Below are 14,725 nucleotides of genomic sequence, written 5' to 3'. Positions count from 1 at the left end.
AGATGCGTCGCTATCGTACGTCGGACGTTGATTCTGCGCCTGACTCCTCCTCTTGCTCCTGCTTCTGCAGCTTGCGAAGGCGGCGGGCCGCCTTCCGGGTGGTCGACCGCGACGGCTGCCGAAGGGGGCCGACGAGGCGCGGCCCCGACAGCCGGGTCTCCAGCCGGCCGGCCGTACGAGCGAGCGGCTGCGCGATGTACTCGCCGAGGATGGCGCCGGCGGCCAATGCGACGGCGATCGTGATGGCCGAGATGAGCGTGATGACGCCGATCGGCTTCTCGTCGATGAGAAGCTGGAACAGTCCTCGGTAGATCGCGCCACCCGGCAGCAGGGCGACGACGCCGACGGTGACGACGACCAAGGGTGGTGCCCCGATCTGGCGGCCGACCTGAAACGCCACCAGGCCGACGCCGAACGCGGCGATCCCGGAGCTGACGGCGAGACCGAGTCCCCACTCCGTGCCGATGCTGGCCTGGTACAGCAGCTGCGCAAACAGGCCGACCAGGCCGAGACCGGGAAGGGCCTTCCACGCGACCTGGCAGGTGACGGCGAAGGCAACCGTCGCGATCACGGCCCCGAGGAGCTGGCTGGGCAGATTGTGCACGTTGCCCTCGACGATGCGGACCGTGAGCGTTTCGCCGAAGTTCTGCGCGATCCCGAGACCTATCGAGACGCCGCCGATCACACCGCCGGTGAGCAGGATCGCCTCGAACGTGCGCGCGGCGCCGGTGACGTAGTAGCCGGTCAGTGCGTCCTGGACGGCGCCGACGATCGAGATCCCGGCGAGCAGCATGATGATTCCGGACGCGATGATCAGGGACGGTCGCGCGGGCGGGTAGACCATGTGCAGTCCGATCGCGGTCGCCGTGGCGATCAGCGCGCCGAGGATCTGCCCGTAGAACGCCGGGATGCGGCGAGCCGACAGGAAGCGGCCCGAGAGGTCGATCAGGACGGCCGTGACCACGGTGACGGCGAAGACGAGCGCGTCGCCGCCGAGGAGCAGCGACAGCCCACCCGCCATGAATCCGGCCGCGACGGTCACCACCCGACGCGAGTACGGGCGCTTGGACGACGTGATGTCGTTGACGATCGTGCTCGCCTCGGCACGGTCGATCCTGCCGGAGACGAGTCGACGGAGCATCCGGTCGATGTCGGACATGGCGCCGAAGTCGAGACCTCGGTGCTGTACGACGCGCATGTGCGTCTCGGGAGCGGAGTCCGGCTCCTCCTGGTACGAGACCGACAGCGTGGTGAAGCTGATGTCGACCGCGCAGTTGCGCAGGCCGCAGGCACTGGTCACCGCGAGGATCGTCGACTTGACGTCGGCCGCGCCCGCGCCGCTCGACAGCAGGATCTCGCCGACGCGCAGGGACAGGTCCATCGCCCGGTAGGTCTCCGGCGCGCTCTCTGCCATGGTGCTCCTTCGCTTACGTACCCGTCAGCATGTCCGTCGCGTACAGACGCAACAATGGAATAGTGACTCAACCGGATGCGGCCCCGCCACGCGACAGGCGCAACCCGTCGCTCGGCGACATGGTGCGGTCGGTCGTCGTACTCGGTGTGCTCGCCGGACTCGTCGTCGCATTCACCGCATTCCTGCGCGACGACCCGCCGAAGCCCGCGAGCGACGTCGACTATCGGCAGATCGCCACCGAGGCGAGCGAGGGAGTCGACTATCCGCTGCTCGCGCCCGCCGACGTACCGGACGGCTGGCGGGCGAACGCCGCCCGGCTCGACCCCGGCGATCCGCCGTCGTGGCACCTCGGGATGGTGACCGCGGACGATGACTACGTCGGTCTGGAGCAGGCCGAGGCATCGGTCGGCTCGATGGTCAAGAAGTACGCGCGCGGCGCCCGATCCGACGGGACGGCCAGCCTCGGTGGTGAGACGTGGTCGGTACGCGTCGCCGACGACGAGACGACGTTCGTACGCCGCGACAGCGACGTCACGGTACTGGTGACCGGCGACGCGCCGCGTGACGAGATGGAGGGCTACGTCGAGTCGCTCGAGCCGGCGTAGGCCTGCGCCGAAGCAGCGACCGCCTACTCGTCCTCCGGGTCGCCCGCACCCGTCGCCGCCTGCAGCCGGGCGCGGGCGCCGTCGAGCCACTGCTGGCAGATCTTCGCGAGCTCCTCGCCGCGCTCCCACAACGCCAGCGACTCCTCGAGGGTCGTGCCGCCGGCCTCGAGCTTGCGTACGGTCTCGATCAGCTCGTCGCGGGCCTGCTCGTAGGGGATGTCGGGGGACTCTTCGTCGCTCACGCGCTCTGCTCCGTCTCGTGGGTCTCGTGTTCGGGGGCGGGCCGGGTGCCATCGACTCGCACGGTGAGGTGGCCGTCGGTGACCCGGATGTCGAGCTCGTCGCCGGGCGCAACTTCGTCGATGGACGTGACCAGGCCGTCGTCGGTGCGTTGGGTGACCGAGTAGCCGCGGGCGAGCGTCGAGCGTGGTGAGAGGCCGCGTACGCGGGCCAGGTGATGGGCCATCTCGTCGTTTGCCCGGTCGATGCGGTGGCCGACCGTACGCCGGGCGCGCTCGCAGAGGTCGTCGATCTGCCCGGCGCGGTCGTCGATCAGGCTGAGCGGGTCGGCGAGTGCGGGTCGCGAACGCGCGCTGGCCAGGCCCTGCTCCTCGTGCCGGAGGTATGCCGCGAGCCACCGGCGGCCGCGGTCGCGTAGCTGCTGGACACCGTCGAGCTCCTCGCGTACGTCGGGAACGACCCGCTTCGCGGCATCGGTCGGCGTCGAGGCGCGCAGGTCGGCGACGAGGTCGAGCAGGGGCGTGTCGGGCTCGTGGCCGATCGCGCTCACCACCGGCGTGGTGCAGGCCGCGACCGCCCGAACGAGGGTCTCGTCGGAGAACGGGAGGAGGTCTTCGACCGAGCCGCCGCCGCGCGCGACGATGACGACATCCACCCGGTCATCGTGGTCGAGCCGGTGCAGCGCCGCGATGACCTCCTCTGCGGCTGCCGTGCCTTGGACCCGGGCGTTGACGACGCTGAACTCGACGCCGGGCCACCGCCGGCGCGCGTTGTCGAGCACATCGCGCTCGGCCGCCGAGTCGCGCCCGGTGATGAGCCCGATGCGCCGCGGCAGGAACGGCAGCGGCCGCTTGCGTACGCGGTCGAACAGGCCCTCGGCGGCCAGCAGCTGGCGGCGCTGCTCGATGCGGGCCAGCAGCTCGCCGATGCCGACGGGGCGGATCTCGATGGCGTTCAGTGACAGGCTGCCGTTGCGGGCGTAGAACTGCGGGCGTACGTGCACGACCACGCGTGCGCCCTCGGTGACGGGCGGGTTGGTCGAGTCGAGGACCTGGCGGCGGCAGGTCACCTGCGCGGAGACCTCCGCGGCGACGTCGCGAAGGGTCAGGAAGCACACGCCCGTACGCCGGTTGAGCTGGGCGACCTCGCCCTCGACCCACACGGCGCCCAGCCGCCCGATCCAGTCCGACAGCAGCTGCGAGATCTGCCGCAGCGGTGCCGGCGACTCGGGCGAGGTCTCGAGAGGCATGCACAGACACTAACGGTGAGCCACGACATACCCGGCCCCAGCCGCGTCCGGCACGGGGATCCCTACCATGGGGGGGGTATGCCTGACTCGGAAACCGTGCCGCTCGGCATGCCGGCCGTTGCGACCGACGGCGACCGCGACGTACTCCTCGCCGCCCCGCGCGGCTACTGCGCGGGCGTCGATCGCGCCGTCATCACCGTCGAGAAGGCGCTCGACCTCTACGGCGCGCCGGTGTACGTACGTAAGCAGATCGTGCACAACAAGCACGTGGTGCACGGGCTCGAGGAGCGCGGCGCGGTCTTCGTCGAGGAGCTGGGCGAGGTGCCGGCGGGCGCCACGGTCGTGTTCTCCGCGCACGGCGTGTCTCCGACCGTTCACGCGGAGGCCACCGAGCGCGGGTTGAAGACGATCGACGCGACCTGTCCGCTGGTCACCAAGGTCCATCACGAGGCGAAGCGGTTCGCCAAGGAGGACTACCAGATCCTACTGATCGGGCACGAAGGTCACGAGGAGGTCGAGGGCACGGCAGGCGAGGCGCCCGACCACATCACGCTGGTGCAGGGGCCGGCCGACGTCGACGACCTCGAGTTCGCCGACGGTACGAAGCTGTCGTGGCTTTCCCAGACGACGCTGAGCGTCGACGAGACGATGGAGACGGTCGACCGGCTGCGTGCGAAATTCCCGCAGCTCGAGGATCCGCCCAGCGACGACATCTGCTACGCCACCCAGAACCGCCAGCTCGCCGTGAAGGAGATCGCGCGGACGTCCGATCTCGTCATCGTCGTCGGGTCGGCCAACTCGTCGAACTCCGTACGCCTGGTCGAGGTCGCGCTCGAGGCGGGCGCCGGCTCGGCGTACCGGGTCGATGATGTGTCCGAGATCGAAGACGCCTGGCTCGAGGGCGTCGAGAGCGTCGGCGTCACCTCGGGCGCATCGGTTCCCGACGATCTGGTGGAGGGCGTCCTGACGTTCCTGACCGAGCGCGGCTACCCGACGGCGACGGCGGTGCACACCGCCGAGGAGAGCCTGATCTTCGCCCTGCCGCCCGAGCTGCGCAAGGACCTGCGCGCCGCAGGAGCCTGAGCGGCGTCAGCGGCGCTCTGCGGAGTTGACGATCCGGTACGCGACGGTGCCGAGCGCGAGCAGGTGGCCGACGATCAGCGCGGTCGCGTGCTGTACGACGCCCGCGATCGTCCGCTGAGTCACGCCGGCCGACTCGGCCAGGCCGGGCGCGTCGATCGCCTGGGGTGCGACGACGGCTACCGTGACCAGCACGGACACCAGTAGCAGTGGCGGGAGGACGCCGGGTGTGAACAGCGACCGGATATCGGCCGCGAGCGCGGAGCTGACGGAGACGAGCACGAAGCAGCCACCGAAGAAGATCCCCAGCTCACCGGTGAGACCGATGCTCACGGCGGTGACCGCGGCCATCGCGGCGGCCGCGCCGGCGCAGATCTGCGCACCCGACAGGTCTCGCGCGGCGAGGCGTCCCAGCGGCGAGGTGCGTAGCACGGTGTGCACCGAACTCATAGCACGACCGTAGACCGGCGAGTCGGCTCAGCCGACACGGCGCGCCGCGTCGCCGGCGGCCCGCTCGGGTTCGTCGTCGAGAAGCTCGGCGGCCGTCAGCGGACGTACCGCCTCGTCGACGCTGCGGGGCCGCTCGAGCTCGACCGCGCCGACGTCGAAGTCGGTGATCCGGCGGGCCGAGACGAGGACTCGGGTCTCGAGTGACGCGACGGTCTTGTTGTAGCTGTCGACCGCCGACGACAGCGAACGGCCGAGCCGGTCGAAATGCGTGCCGAGCGTGCCGAGGCGCTCGTACAGCTCGCGGGCCAGCGCATGGAGCTCCCGTGCGTTGTCGGCCAGGTGGTCCTGCGTCCACGCGTACGCGACGGTGCGCAGCAGCGCGATCAGCGTGGTCGGCGTCGCGAGTACGACATGGCGCTTGGCGGCGTACTCGAGCAGCGTCGGCTCGGCGTCGAGCGCCTGCGACAGGAACGCCTCACCCGGCATGAACAGCACGACGAACTCGGGCGAGTGGTCGAACTGCCGCCAGTACGCCTTGCCGGCCAGCACATCGACGTGGGCGCGCAGCTGCCTTGCGTGGCGGATGGTGTGGGCATGCCGCTCGTCGCCGTCGTCGACCTCGGACGCGTCGAGGAACGCATCGAGCGGCACCTTCGAGTCGACCACGACCTGTTTGCCGCCCGCGAGATGGACGACGAGATCGGGCCGCTGCACGGTGTCGGCGGCGCTCACCGTCGGCTGCTGCTCGAAGTCGCTGTGCTCGACGAGGCCGGCGATCTCGACGGCACGCTGGAGATGCATCTCGCCCCAACGGCCGCGCACCTGCGGGCGCCGGAGCGCGTTCGCGAGCGACGCCGTCTCGCGGCGCAGTAGCTCGCTGGTCTGGCGTACGGACTCGACCTGCTCGCGCAGCTGTGCGTGCCACTGCACCCGGCTCGTCTCGAGCGAGCGGAGTCGGGCGTCGAACCGGTCGAGACTCTCCTTGACGGGCTCGACCGCACGGCTCGTCGCGGAGGCGGCGAGGTCGAGCCGGCCGAGTGCGTCGGAATCCGTACGCCGGAGCACGCGTGCGCCGACGAGAACGCCGACCGCGAGACCCGCGGCAAGGGCGAGGACGGCCACGATGACGAGGGGAAGTACGTCCATGTGTCGACTGTCCCACGCGCCACTGACAATCCGGGTGTACGCGCCGTGCCGTACGCTTGGCGCCCGTGGCTCTCAGCATCGGAATCGTCGGCCTCCCCAATGCCGGCAAGTCGACCCTTTTCAACGCCCTGACGAAGAACGACGTGCTCGCGGCGAACTACCCGTTCGCGACGATCGAGCCGAACGTTGGTGTCGTCGGGGTGCCCGACTCCCGGCTCGGTGTGCTGGCGACGATGTTCGACTCGGCGAAGGTGCTGCCGGCGACCGTGCAGTTCGTCGACATCGCGGGCATCGTACGAGGGGCGTCCGAGGGCGAAGGGCTCGGCAACAAGTTCCTCTCGCATATCCGCGAGTCGGACGCCATCTGCCAGGTGACGCGGGTCTTCCGCGACGACGACGTCACCCACGTCGACGGCAAGGTGTCGCCCGGCGACGACATCGAGACGATCAACACCGAGATGATCCTCGCCGACCTGCAGACCATCGAGAACGCCCTGCCGAAGCTGGAGAAGGACTCCCGCAAGGACAAGTCCCTCACGGCAACGGTCGATGCCGTACGCGAGGCGCAGTCGACGCTCGAGTCGGGCAAGGGCGTGTTCGCGGCCGGCCTGGATCGGGGACCGTTGCGAGACCTGCACCTGCTGTCGGCGAAGCCGCAGCTGTTCGTGTTCAACTGCGACGCCGACGAGCTCGCCGACGACGACCTCAAGAAGCAGATGCGCGAGGTCGTGGCACCTGCGGAGGCGATCTTCCTGGACGCGAAGTTCGAGGCCGAGCTGGTCGAGCTCGGCGATGACGACGAGGCACGCGAGATGCTCGCCGAGATGGGCATCGACGAGCCGGGTCTCGACGTCCTTGCCCGGGTCGGCTTCGAGACGCTCGGCCTGCAGACGTACCTCACGGCGGGCCCGAAGGAAGCACGCGCCTGGACGATCAAGCGCGGTGCGACCGCACCCGAGGCGGCCGGCGTCATCCACACCGACTTCCAGAAGGGCTTCATCAAGGCCGAGATCGTCTCGTACGACGACCTGGTCGCGGCGGGCTCGATGAACGCCGCCAAGTCCGCGGGCAAGGTACGGATGGAGGGCAAGGACTACGTCATGGCCGACGGCGACGTGGTGGAGTTCCGGTTCAACGTATAGAGGTCGGGCCGGTCCGACGCGTGAAGCAAACGCCAGGCGGACGGTCGCTTCGCGTTACCTCATGGCGGCTCATGGCTGCGCAGGACGAGGAATTGCGCCCAGTTCGGAATGCCAACGCCGCGTGTCGCACGCGTGCTACGATGGAGCCATGAGTGTCACTGAGCCTTCGGCGGAGAGCCTGTCACAGCGAGAGCTGCGCAACGAGTCTGGTCGAGTCCTTCGCGCCGTGAGCGAGGGGCGCTCCTTTGTCCTGACCAACAGTGGGGTGCCCGTGGGCCGGATCGTTCCACTGGACGCGCCGGCTCCCGCGTTGACGATCGCTCGCCCGGCGCGGCGGGAGGGGGCTGGGCGGCGCTGGCCATCGAGCGCAAGACCACGGAGCAGAGTCTGTCCGTAACCCTCGACGACTTGCGCGGCGACCGGCTGTGACCTCACGTCCGGTCATCTATGTCGACACCTCGGCGCTTGGCGCATTGTTGATCGATCAGCCGGAGAGCGCGGCTCTCCTGGAATGGCTCGACAAGACCCCGGCCACACTGGTCTCCAGCGATCTGCTGGAGACTGAGCTGCGTCGTATCGCGGTCCGGGAGGATCTCGATCAGGCCGACGTGACGAGCGTCCTCGACGGCGTCGCGCTCGCTGCCCTTGACCGAGCCGTCTACCGCAGCGCCGGCTTCCTGCCTATGAAGCGTCTGCGCACCCTTGACTCGCTGCATCTTGAGGCCGCGATGCGTCTCGACGTCTCTGCCGTCCTCACCTACGACCACAGGCTCGGTGACGCCGCCCGGTCCGCTGGGTTGGACGTGATCGCGCCGTCGGCGTGACTCGGAGAGGCTGGCCCGACGTTACGCTCGGCGGCCCATCACGCAGGAGGCGGAGCGCCAGCGGCGCAGTATGCGCCGTCCGCGACGCCCGCAGCATTGCGCGAAATGTGCACACCGGACGGCTGCCGTATGACGGCAGACGCTTCTCCTTGCGGTGACGTGGTGGAGTTCCGGTTCAACGTCTGAACCTTCACGTCACGAATCGGTGCCCGGTGGCGTGAACTGGCTGGCGGTGAACGCCGCCCCTTGCGGATCGCGGATCGTCGCGGCCTTGGTCCATTCGGTATCGGAGGTCGTGAGTACGGTCCCGCCGAGCCGTTCGGCGGCGGCGACCGCCTGATCGCGGTCGACGACGGTGAAGGTCACGTGCCAATGGGGTGCCTCGCCGGCTTCGGCCGCAGCCAGCCACGCGATCGCGTCGGCGAATCCCGGAGGAGCGTCGACGGCGGCCTGACGGTCGTGGATACCGGGGTCGATCGTGGACGCGAGGTGGTCGCCGTACCCGGGACGGCCGATCATGGTCGCGAGCCCGAGGTCGGTGAACTCCCACCCGAACACGTCGGCGTAGAAGGCACGGGACGCGGCCGGGTCTGCCGCATGGAGGTCGCTGAAGTTCCATGCGCCCGGGGCATTGGTGATCTGCGCTCCGAGACGGCGACGGGCCTGCCAGACACGGAACTCGACACCCGCGACGTCCGTGCACACCGCTGCGATGCCACCCTCTCCCGCAGCCGTTGGTGGCGACAGGACGCGACCTCCCGCGGCCTCGACGCGTCCGACCGTTGCCCGCGCATCGTCGGTCGCGACGTAGGTGTTCCACGACGCGTCGGACGTACGCCCGCTGCCTGGTTCGGTCGGCCCGGCGATGCCCGCCGCGTCCTCCCCGTCGAGCCGAGCGATCACGTACCTCGACGGCGCACCTGGCGGCGTCGCGTCGGCGAAGGTCCATCCGAACAACCCGCCGTAGAACTCCTTCGCCGCTTCGACGTCGCTGACTTCTACGTCGGTCCAGGACGTCACACCCGCCGGGTACGTACGCGCCTCAGTCATCGCTGCCTCCTTGGTTGCCGTCGTCCGAACGTAGACGACGGCCCCGACAGACGTACTGTGGCGAGTCATCGCTTGGACCATGCCGAGCAGCGCGGCCGCCGCAGCGCTACGGGGCGACTCGGACCGCGGCGTCGGCGGGGCGCAACTGCAGGAAGCAGTCGAGCAGGTCGGTGGTGGTGCCGTAGTCGACCGCGAAGCAGTAGCGCGAGTAGCGGTTGCGCAGCTCCGCGTGGTCCAGCACGAGGTCGGTAATCGAGTGCCTTCCGCGGGTCGGTGGATCAGGCCTTCGAGTGGGGGCCGCCACCGATCGGGAGGTCGGCGTCGAAGGCGCGGCGGGCGTCGTCCGGCGCTGGCGGTGACGTGCGATCTACCTCGGCGTGTGCAGAGACGCGTGACAGCGGATTGAGATCGAGTTGAGAGCGGTCGCAGCAAGGCTGGCCTTCCGACGTACCCACGCATCGGAGGACACCATGGACATCCGACGTACCGCGATCCTGCTTGCGCTCGTCGCGGCCGCTCTGACGGCGCCGGCGGCGCACGCGACCTCGACGGCGGGACCCGAGACCGAGCTGGTTTGCGCCAGCCCCATCCAGTCGCCCGCGTGGGAGGTGACCCTTCGACTGCCGAGCAGGGCGGTGGACCGGCTGGTCGAGCACACCCCGGCGTACCGCGGGCCGTGTGCGGAGTACGGCGAACGCGCCGACCTCGGCAACGGCGAGGTCACGGCGTACAGCCAGGTGGTCGGCGACCGGCCTGTCTCGGTCGGGATGATCATGACCGACGATGCGCTCGACGGCTTGCCCCACGATCCACCCACCGACGGCAAGTGGTGTTTCGACAAGAACGACGACGGCACGGTGGACCCGATGAAGGAGTGCTCTGGCGGCTACGAGTCGCAGCTCGACCTCGGTCCACGGTTCCGCAGCGAGGTGGACTCGCCTTTCACGTATGTCCTGAACAACTGGAACCCACACGGCCACATCCCGCTCGGCGTGTACGACCTGCCGCACTTCGACGTGCACTTCTATGTCAACGACGACGCCGAGCGGACCGCGATCCGGCCCGGGCCGTGCCCGCAGCTGGTCAACTGCGACGACTACGAGTTGGGCAAGCGCCTGCCGGAAGGCCGTTACCTGGCACCCGACTACGCCGACCTGGACGCCGTCGAGCCGGCGATGGGGAACCACCTCGTCGACCCGACCGCGCCGGAGTTCAACGGCGAGCGGTTCGACCACACCTGGATCTACGGTGTCTGGAACCGGGAGGTCACGTTCTACGAGGCGATGGTGACTCACGAGACCCTCGACGGGATCCGCGGTGGTGGTGACGAGGACGGCTGTCACGCCTTCAAGCTGCCCGACGCGTGGCAGGAGTCCGGCTGGTACCCGACGTCGTACTGCCTGCGGAATCGCGACAACCGCGACGAGATCACCGTGTCGCTCGAGGACTTCGTCTACCGCGAGGCGAGCTGAGGGACCGATGAAAACCAGTTGCCGCGCGGCGGTTCGTACCGCACTGTTCTCGCGTGACCGATCCACAGCATTTCCTCGAGGCGTACGACGAGCAGCTCCGGACCGATGCGGAGACGCCCGGCGCGCTCGAGACCGCCCGGCACGGACCATTGCACCTCGCCACGTTCGCCGGCGGGCGCGGCTTCATCAGCTACCGCGACCTCGGCGGCGCCGATGCCGATGCGATCCGTGAACTCGTCAGCGCCGCGCTGGGCCACTACCGCGCCGATCCCGAGATCCGTCGGGTCGAGTGGAAGTCTCGGGGGCACGATCACGCTCCCGGCCTGTACGAGGCGTTGACAGGCAGCGGATTCATGGCGGAAGAGACCGAGTCGATCATGATCGGAGAGGCGAAAGCGCTCGCGGTCGAGGTTGCGTTGCCCGAAGGTGTGACAATGCGTCGCGTCACCGAGGAGGCCGACGTACGAGCGATGACCGCGATGCAGGGCGAGGTGTTCGGCGACTCGCTTGCCGACGAGATCGCCGACGGGGTGTTGCGGAGGCTCTCCCGCGGAGACGCGATGGAGCTGTGGGTCGCCGAGGTCGACGGCCGAATGGTCAGCGCGGGGCGGCTCGAGCCGGTGACCGGCACCGACTTCGCCGGCATCTGGGGCGGCGCGACGCGCCCCGAGTGGCGTGGTCGGGGCATCTATCGCGCGATGACATCCGCTCGTGCGCGCGCCGCGCTCGCGTACGGAAAGACGCTGATCAACAGCGACTCGACCGAGTTCTCCCGCCCGATCCTCGAGCGATCGGGTCTGGTCAAGGTGTCCACGACGACGGGGTACGTCTGGAAGCGCTGAGCGGCTCGCCCGCGGGTGCGTGCCCGATCGTCAGGTCTGGCGGGCACCGAGCACCCCGGTGCTGAACTTCCCTCCCGCGAGGCGTTGCTCGGGTACGTCGAGGTCGCCGGTGTAGGCAGCCATGATCTCGTCCGCGTACACCTCCGAGTCGTCCTGCGGGTGGTAGCCGATCGCTTCGCCGGCCTTCGGCGACCACCAGTTGCGGGTGTTGTTCGAGATGCCCCACACGACGCGGAAGCCGGGCTCCGGTGTGGCCAGGCAGGCCTCGAACAGCCGTGCCCCGTCGTCAGGTGACATCCAGGTCCACAGCGACCGTGGGTCCCACGGCTTCTCGAAGCAGGACCCGATCCGCAGACAGGTCACGTCGATCCCGTACCGGGAGTGGAACAGGCTGCCGAGCGCCTCGAGCGCGACCTTGCTGACGCCGTAGTACGTGTCCGGGCGGGGTACGACCTCGGCCGGGAGGCCACCCTCCGGCGCCGCGTCGCGGTCGTAGAACCCCACGGCGTGGTTGCTGGAGGCGAGGACGACGCGTCGTACGCCGGCATCGCGGGCCGCCTCGAGGAGGACCCGTGTGCCGTCGATGTTGTTCGCGAGGATGTCGGACCACGGTCCCTCGACGCTGACTCCGCCGAGGTGGATGATCGCGTCGGCGCCCTCGCAGGCCGCGCGCATGGCGGCCGGGTCGGTGACCGATGCGGTGACGATCTGCACCGACTCATCGTCGCCAGGAGGCTCGGGCGCGACGACGTCGAGCAGCCGCAGCGTCCTGCCCTCGGTGGCGAGGCGAGGGCGCATCAGCCGGCCGAGGCCGCCGCTGGCGCCGGTGACGAGGACTGTCTCGGCCATCTACGCCTGCCGCAGTGATTCGATGCTGTCGAGGTACTCGGCGTAGTCGCCGCGGTACTTCTCGATCACTGACGCCGTCGCGTCCCGCCACGGGGTGATGTCGTCGACCTCGATGATGTTGACGCCCTCGTCGCGCAGCTTCTGCGTGTCGGTGGCGACCTGCGCGTCCCACTTCTTGCGCTGGTACGGCACGGCGTCCTGAGCCGCCTTCGACAGCAGGTCCTTGTCGTCGTCGCCGAGGCCGTTCCAGGTGTCGCTGTTGACGATCAGGATCTCGGCCACCCGCATGTGCTCGTCCAGTGTGAGGTTCTTGGCGACCTCGTAGTGCGAGGCGGAGTAGTAGCTCGGCTCGTTGTTCTCCGCACCGTCGATCAGGCCGCTCTGCAGCGCACTGTAGACCTCGCCGTAGTCCATCGGCGTGGGCGATCCACCGAGCGCCTTGATGAAGTCGACGATGACCTCGGACTCCTGTACGCGGAACTTCCGGCCCTTGACGTCGTCGACGGACTCGATCGGATCGCCGGAAGCGTAGAAGCTCCGGGCGCCGGGGTCGAAGTAGCACAGGCCGTGGAAACCCTCGTCGTCGAGCTCACCGAGGAGCTGCTTGCCGGAGTCGTCGTCGAGGAACCGCCACAGGTGGTCGGAGTCGTCGAAGATGTACGGCAGCCCGAACAGCCCCATGCCGACGGCGAACTCCGACATCGGGGCCGAGCTCACGCGGGTCATCTCGATCGAGCCCATCTGTACCTGCTCGATGACTGAGGACTCCTCGCCAAGCTGGGCGTTCGCGAACACCTCGATCGAGATCCGACCGTCGCTACGCTCCTTCACCAGGTCCGCGAAGCGCTTGTCGCCAAGGGTGGTGGGGTAGTCGTCCGGATGGGTCTCCGCCAACCGGAAGCTCAGCTCGGAGCCGCCGGACCCGCCGGACCCGCCGCCTCCGCACGCCGACAGTGCGAAGGGTGCGGCGGCGGCGGTGATGGCACCGGCCTTGAGGATGCTTCGTCGGCTGATCGGTCGATAGAGGGTGGATTTCGATGGCATTGGTTTTCCTTCCGATCTGGCTACTGTCCCAACGCTCCGGGGAGTGCGAGAGACAACGACGGCACGAAGGTGATCAACAACAAGACGACGATCATCGGCAACAGGAACAGCCCCAGGCTCCGCGTCATCTTCTCGATCGAGATGCCGCCGATGGCGCAGCCGACGAACAAGACGTTGCCGACCGGTGGCGTGATGAGGCCGATGGACAGGTTCAGCAGGAGCATGATTCCGAACTGCACCGGGTCCATGCCGAGTGCGGAGGTGACGGGCAGCAGGATCGGCGTCATGATCAGGATCAGTGGCGCCATGTCCATCACGGCGCCTAGAGCGAGGAGCAGGATGTTGATCAGCAGCAGTACGACGAACTTGCTGTCCGAGACCTGCAGCAGCCAGTCGGTGATCAGCGTCGGCACCTGCAGGTACGCGAGGAAGTAGCCGAACGCGCTGGCCGCCGCGATGATGAAGAGCACGACGCCGAGGGTGCGGAACGTACGCTGCAGGATCGGCAGGATCTTTGACAGCGGGATGTCGCGGTAGACGAAGAACGTGAGAACGAATGCGTAGACGCAGCCGACCGCTGCCGACTCCGTCGCCGTGAAGATGCCGGACAGGATGCCGCCGAGGATGATGACCGGCATGAACAGGGCGAGCAGACCCTCGCCGACGATCCGCGGGACCTCCGCCAACGTGACCGTACGCTCTGCGGGGTATCCGCGGCGCACCGCGATGGCATACGCCAGCACCATCAGCGCGGCACCCAACAGCAGCCCGGGCACGATGCCGGCCGTGAAGAGGGCGCCGACGGAGACGCCACCCGCCGCCATCGAGTAGATGACCAGGTTGTGGCTGGGTGGGATCATGACGGCTTGCGCGGCGCCCGAGATCGTCAGGCCGACGGCATAGTCGGTGTCGTACCCCTTCTGCTTCATCATCGGGATCGTCACCGAGCCGATTGCCGAGACGTCCGCGACCGATGAGCCGGACAGCGCGCCGAAGAAGGTACTCGCACCGACGTTGATCATGCCCAGGCCGCCCCGCAGCCAGCCGACGAAGATGCTGGCGAGCGCAATCAGCCGATTCGAGATCCCGCCCGCGCTCATGATCTCGCCGCCCAGGATGAAGAACGGGATCGCAAGCAAGGCGAACACATCGAGGCCGGCCACCATCCGCTGGCCGACGATCGTCAGCGGAATGCCGAGGTACGACGCCTCGATGATCGTCGACAGGACCAGCGCGAGCGCGACGGGTACGCGTAACACCAGCAGACCCGCGAAGCTCCCGATGAGGAGCGCGATGGCGACGTGATCAACTGGCACTG

The 14,725-nt window shown here is 68.7% G+C and carries 17 protein-coding genes; 7 read left to right on the top strand and 10 right to left on the bottom strand.

Features of this window, described 5'->3' with window-relative positions; all coding sequences use genetic code 11:
* Positions 1 to 10: 10 nt before the first annotated feature.
* Positions 11 to 1,414 (bottom strand): threonine/serine exporter family protein, encoded by a 1,404-nt coding sequence (locus L0C25_RS04005; protein WP_271635117.1) that lies wholly within the window; start codon positions 1,412 to 1,414, stop codon positions 11 to 13.
* A 62-nt stretch (positions 1,415 to 1,476) separates the two neighbouring features.
* Here L0C25_RS04005 and L0C25_RS04000 point away from each other — a divergent pair, with 62 nt between their 5' ends.
* Positions 1,477 to 2,019 carry a DUF4245 domain-containing protein gene (locus L0C25_RS04000; RefSeq protein WP_271635116.1) on the top strand — a complete coding sequence of 181 codons (543 nt, stop codon included), beginning with the start codon at positions 1,477 to 1,479 and terminating at the stop codon, positions 2,017 to 2,019.
* Positions 2,020 to 2,042: 23 nt separating this feature from the next.
* On the opposite strand, the gene L0C25_RS03995 is transcribed toward L0C25_RS04000, so the two are convergent.
* Complete coding sequence (locus L0C25_RS03995) at positions 2,043 to 2,261, bottom strand: exodeoxyribonuclease VII small subunit (protein WP_271635114.1); 219 nt, start codon at positions 2,259 to 2,261, stop codon at positions 2,043 to 2,045.
* The gene (gene xseA / locus L0C25_RS03990; protein WP_271635113.1) at positions 2,258 to 3,508 is read right to left on the bottom strand and encodes an exodeoxyribonuclease VII large subunit; all 1,251 of its coding nucleotides are present in this window, start codon (positions 3,506 to 3,508) and stop codon (positions 2,258 to 2,260) included. The genes L0C25_RS03995 and xseA overlap by 4 nt, the downstream gene beginning before the upstream one ends.
* A gap of 78 nt (positions 3,509 to 3,586) precedes the next feature.
* Between xseA and L0C25_RS03985 the strand changes: the two genes are divergently transcribed.
* Positions 3,587 to 4,591, top strand: a complete 1,005-nt coding sequence (locus L0C25_RS03985; RefSeq protein WP_408641667.1) for a 4-hydroxy-3-methylbut-2-enyl diphosphate reductase — start codon at positions 3,587 to 3,589, stop codon at positions 4,589 to 4,591.
* Positions 4,592 to 4,597: 6 nt separating this feature from the next.
* Here L0C25_RS03985 and L0C25_RS03980 read toward each other — a convergent pair whose 3' ends face one another.
* Together L0C25_RS03980 and L0C25_RS03975 are read right to left on the bottom strand one after the other, a co-directional pair.
* Positions 4,598 to 5,038: a DUF6542 domain-containing protein gene (locus L0C25_RS03980; protein ID WP_271635112.1), complete on the bottom strand. Its 441-nt coding sequence runs from the start codon at positions 5,036 to 5,038 to the stop codon at positions 4,598 to 4,600.
* A 27-nt stretch (positions 5,039 to 5,065) separates the two neighbouring features.
* Entirely contained in the window at positions 5,066 to 6,184 is a 1,119-nt protein-coding gene (locus tag L0C25_RS03975; RefSeq protein WP_271635111.1) for a DNA recombination protein RmuC, read from the bottom strand.
* Positions 6,185 to 6,249: 65 nt separating this feature from the next.
* Between L0C25_RS03975 and ychF the strand changes: the two genes are divergently transcribed.
* The 3 genes from ychF (at position 6,250) to L0C25_RS03965 (ending at position 8,150) form a co-directional block, all read left to right on the top strand.
* On the top strand, positions 6,250 to 7,326 hold the full coding sequence (gene ychF / locus L0C25_RS03970) for a redox-regulated ATPase YchF (RefSeq protein WP_271635110.1): 1,077 nt from the start codon (positions 6,250 to 6,252) through the stop codon (positions 7,324 to 7,326).
* 61 nt (positions 7,327 to 7,387) lie between these two features.
* Complete coding sequence (locus L0C25_RS24125; protein ID WP_408641666.1) at positions 7,388 to 7,723, top strand: type II toxin-antitoxin system Phd/YefM family antitoxin; 336 nt, start codon at positions 7,388 to 7,390, stop codon at positions 7,721 to 7,723.
* A 28-nt stretch (positions 7,724 to 7,751) separates the two neighbouring features.
* A complete protein-coding gene (locus L0C25_RS03965) occupies positions 7,752 to 8,150 on the top strand; it encodes a type II toxin-antitoxin system VapC family toxin (protein WP_271635109.1) in 399 nt (132 codons plus the stop codon).
* A gap of 195 nt (positions 8,151 to 8,345) precedes the next feature.
* Here the strand turns inward: L0C25_RS03965 and L0C25_RS03960 are convergent, their stop codons facing one another.
* Positions 8,346 to 9,200: a VOC family protein gene (locus L0C25_RS03960; protein ID WP_271635108.1), complete on the bottom strand. Its 855-nt coding sequence runs from the start codon at positions 9,198 to 9,200 to the stop codon at positions 8,346 to 8,348.
* Positions 9,201 to 9,306: 106 nt separating this feature from the next.
* Positions 9,307 to 9,441, bottom strand: a complete 135-nt coding sequence (locus L0C25_RS03955; protein ID WP_271635107.1) for a hypothetical protein — start codon at positions 9,439 to 9,441, stop codon at positions 9,307 to 9,309.
* Between the two features lie 229 nt (positions 9,442 to 9,670).
* On the opposite strand from L0C25_RS03955, the gene L0C25_RS03950 reads away from it, so the two are divergent.
* Positions 9,671 to 10,672 (top strand): hypothetical protein, encoded by a 1,002-nt coding sequence (locus L0C25_RS03950; RefSeq protein ID WP_271635106.1) that lies wholly within the window; start codon positions 9,671 to 9,673, stop codon positions 10,670 to 10,672.
* 53 nt (positions 10,673 to 10,725) lie between these two features.
* Complete coding sequence (locus L0C25_RS03945) at positions 10,726 to 11,514, top strand: GNAT family N-acetyltransferase (RefSeq protein ID WP_271635105.1); 789 nt, start codon at positions 10,726 to 10,728, stop codon at positions 11,512 to 11,514.
* 30 nt (positions 11,515 to 11,544) lie between these two features.
* Here the strand turns inward: L0C25_RS03945 and L0C25_RS03940 are convergent, their stop codons facing one another.
* The 3 genes from L0C25_RS03940 to L0C25_RS03930 are packed head-to-tail and all read right to left on the bottom strand — an operon-like array spanning position 11,545 to position 14,723.
* Complete coding sequence (locus L0C25_RS03940) at positions 11,545 to 12,363, bottom strand: NAD-dependent epimerase/dehydratase family protein (RefSeq protein ID WP_271635103.1); 819 nt, start codon at positions 12,361 to 12,363, stop codon at positions 11,545 to 11,547.
* Positions 12,364 to 13,407: a TRAP transporter substrate-binding protein gene (locus tag L0C25_RS03935; RefSeq protein ID WP_271635102.1), complete on the bottom strand. Its 1,044-nt coding sequence runs from the start codon at positions 13,405 to 13,407 to the stop codon at positions 12,364 to 12,366.
* 20 nt (positions 13,408 to 13,427) lie between these two features.
* Positions 13,428 to 14,723 carry a TRAP transporter large permease gene (locus L0C25_RS03930; RefSeq protein WP_271635101.1) on the bottom strand — a complete coding sequence of 432 codons (1,296 nt, stop codon included), beginning with the start codon at positions 14,721 to 14,723 and terminating at the stop codon, positions 13,428 to 13,430.
* Positions 14,724 to 14,725 lie beyond the last annotated feature (2 nt).

The sequence above is a fragment of the Solicola gregarius genome (genome assembly GCF_025790165.1).
Lineage (GTDB): Bacteria > Actinomycetota > Actinomycetes > Propionibacteriales > Nocardioidaceae > Solicola > Solicola gregarius.
This window is presented reverse-complemented; position numbering and strand designations above follow the sequence as displayed.

Coding starts and splice junctions, on each gene's coding strand:
- L0C25_RS04005 (WP_271635117.1), bottom strand. CDS start 1,414: ATGGCAGAGAGCGCGCCGGAGACCTACCGGGCGATGGACCTGTCCCTG.
- xseA (WP_271635113.1), bottom strand. CDS start 3,508: ATGCCTCTCGAGACCTCGCCCGAGTCGCCGGCACCGCTGCGGCAGATC.
- L0C25_RS03985 (WP_408641667.1), top strand. CDS start 3,587: ATGCCTGACTCGGAAACCGTGCCGCTCGGCATGCCGGCCGTTGCGACC.
- L0C25_RS03980 (WP_271635112.1), bottom strand. CDS start 5,038: ATGAGTTCGGTGCACACCGTGCTACGCACCTCGCCGCTGGGACGCCTC.
- L0C25_RS03975 (WP_271635111.1), bottom strand. CDS start 6,184: ATGGACGTACTTCCCCTCGTCATCGTGGCCGTCCTCGCCCTTGCCGCG.
- L0C25_RS24125 (WP_408641666.1), top strand. CDS start 7,388: ATGGCGGCTCATGGCTGCGCAGGACGAGGAATTGCGCCCAGTTCGGAA.
- L0C25_RS03960 (WP_271635108.1), bottom strand. CDS start 9,200: ATGACTGAGGCGCGTACGTACCCGGCGGGTGTGACGTCCTGGACCGAC.
- L0C25_RS03950 (WP_271635106.1), top strand. CDS start 9,671: ATGGACATCCGACGTACCGCGATCCTGCTTGCGCTCGTCGCGGCCGCT.
- L0C25_RS03940 (WP_271635103.1), bottom strand. CDS start 12,363: ATGGCCGAGACAGTCCTCGTCACCGGCGCCAGCGGCGGCCTCGGCCGG.
- L0C25_RS03935 (WP_271635102.1), bottom strand. CDS start 13,407: ATGCCATCGAAATCCACCCTCTATCGACCGATCAGCCGACGAAGCATC.